Below are 2282 nucleotides of genomic sequence, written 5' to 3' on the forward strand. Positions count from 1 at the left end.
TCAAAGACCTGCGCAAGATCCTGACCCCCGAGTACACCGCTCGTGCGCGAGAGATCTCCAGCCGGATGAGCAAGCCTTCCGAGAGCGTCGGACGCGCCGTCGATCTGCTGGAGAATTTTGCCGGCTCGGGACGTTGCGAGCGCCCCGCCGCAGCGGAGCCGCGTCGCTGAGCTGCCGCGGTGACTCGGCGTCCAAGTTTGGCAATGCGGGCCAAGTTGATGGATAGACTGCGAAACGCCTTGAGCGCCTCGAGGGGCGTCTAGGCTCTTGACGGGACTATCGACTTGCGGATTAAGGGGCAACTTTGGCCGTGACTGATCACGACACGCGGTTTGCATACCTCGACTTGCTCCGGCGCGACTTGACCAGGTATGGCAACGACGAGCTGGTGCCGGTGGGCTGGTACCGCTTGGGACGCCCCCTGTTCAGCACCCGCAATTTCATGCTGGTGCGCAAGCGCCCGTTCAACAAGCATGCCCGCGACCTGGGTCTCGACTGGCCGGCGGACGCCCTGACGATGATCGGCATGCAGCGGCTGACCAGCCTGCAGCATTGCGTGGAGACTGTGCTGGAGGAAGACGTCCCCGGCGACCTGGTCGAGTGTGGCGTGTGGCGTGGCGGGGCGTCGATCTTGATGCGCGCGGTGCTGGCCGCCTACGGCGACGAGAAGCGTTGCGTGTGGCTGTGCGACTCGTTTGCCGGCGTACCGCCCCCGGACGTCGCGAACTACAAGCAGGACAAAGGGATTACGCTGCACCGGCACGCGCGGATCCTGGGGGTGCCCGAAGCCGAAGTGCGGGCCAATTTCGAGCGTTACGGGTTGCTGGACGACCAGGTTCGGTTCGTCCCCGGCTGGTTCAAGGACACGCTGCAGGATGCGCCTATCGATCGCATCTCCGTGCTGCGGCTGGACGGCGACCTGTACGAGTCGACGATCCAGGCGCTCGATGCGCTTTATCCGCGGCTGTCACCCGGTGGCTTCTGCATCGTCGACGACTACCACGCGATCAAGGCGTGCGAGCAAGCGGTGACGGACTATCGGACGAAGCACGGCGTGACCGCGGAGATCGTCGAGATCGACGGGACCGGCGTGTTGTGGCGCAAGTAGACGGCGTCCGGCTGACCTGTCCTGTGCGTCTGAACGGATGAGCGAAATTCCGTGGCTTTCACGAACTTTGCCATCCGGCCCGGTGACCCGGTGAGCCCCTCGGATTTGTCGCAAACGATCGGTCCGCCAGTGTTATGGTTGCCGCCGTGGCATCAGGGCTGACAACTGGAACCCGCCTGCGGATGTGGTGGGTACGCACCGAGTATTGGCTCGCGCGGACCATCCTTCCCGACGTCTACGCCAACGACGCGCTGGTCACGTTCAACAACTATCACGCGTTCCTGGACGATCCGGAGTTCCAGCGCGCCTACCGGCGCGGCGCCCGCTCCCTGGGCAAAGAGGATTGGTACCAGTGGCAGTGGCGTGTGCACGTCGGGCTGTGGGCGGCGCGCAGCGCCAGCAAGCTCGACGGCGACTTCGTCGAATGCGGCGTCAGCTACGGGTTCTTGAGCAGCGCCATCATGGAGTACCTGGACTGGGACGGACTGGGCAAGACGTTCTACTTGCTCGACACATTCGCCGGACTCGACCCGCGCTTCGTCACCGAGAACGAACGCCGGTCCGGGGCATTGGAGATCAGCGAAGATCACCTGCGTAACGGGATGTATGCCAGCGGGGTCGAAAGCGTTCGCGCGAATTTCGCGGAGTGGCAAAACCACCGCATCATCGTCGGCGCGGTGCCGGAGACGCTCGACGAGGTCGACGCGACCGCCATCGCGTACCTGCACATCGACATGAACTGCGCCCCACCGGAAGTCGCCGCGCTGCGCTATTTCTGGCCACGGCTCACACCGGGAGCCTTCGTGCTTCTCGACGACTACGCCAACCGGGGGCGTGACGAGCAGCGCGCCGCCATGGATGAGGTGGCGAACGAACTGGGCGTGAAGATCTGCGCGTTGCCCACGGGGCAGGGCCTGCTGATCAAGCCGGCCCGTTAAGCATCGCTTCAGCTAGAGGCTTTCTCCCGGGCGGCCTTCTCCAACAGATCGGCGGCCCTGGCGACGCTCTCCCCGGGGGCGGTCATCCGGGCGGCGAGTTCGCGGGCGCGGGCCGCGTATTCCGGGGCGAGGATCTCGCGGAGGTCCGCGACAAGCGATTTCTCGGTGGTTTCCGAGAAGCGCCGGGCGGTTCCCACCTTGAGGCGCTTGACCTGATTCCCCCAGTACGGCTGGTC

General features: G+C 65.0%; 2 protein-coding genes and 1 pseudogene. 2 read left to right on the plus strand and 1 reads right to left on the minus strand.

Going from position 1 to position 2282, the window contains the following annotated elements; translation table 11 throughout:
- Positions 1 to 304 precede the first annotated feature (304 nt).
- Entirely contained in the window at positions 305 to 1108 is an 804-nt protein-coding gene (locus A5713_RS17710) for a TylF/MycF/NovP-related O-methyltransferase (protein WP_068097624.1), read from the plus strand.
- A 134-nt stretch (positions 1109 to 1242) separates the two neighbouring features.
- Complete coding sequence (locus A5713_RS17715) at positions 1243 to 2046, plus strand: TylF/MycF/NovP-related O-methyltransferase (protein ID WP_369804493.1); 804 nt, start codon at positions 1243 to 1245, stop codon at positions 2044 to 2046.
- Between the two features lie 8 nt (positions 2047 to 2054).
- Here A5713_RS17715 and A5713_RS28805 read toward each other — a convergent pair.
- Positions 2055 to 2282, minus strand: a pseudogene (locus tag A5713_RS28805) (hypothetical protein); the annotation flags it as partial.

The sequence above is a fragment of the Mycobacterium sp. E2497 genome, from assembly GCF_001668695.1.
In the GTDB taxonomy this organism is placed as follows: domain Bacteria; phylum Actinomycetota; class Actinomycetes; order Mycobacteriales; family Mycobacteriaceae; genus Mycobacterium.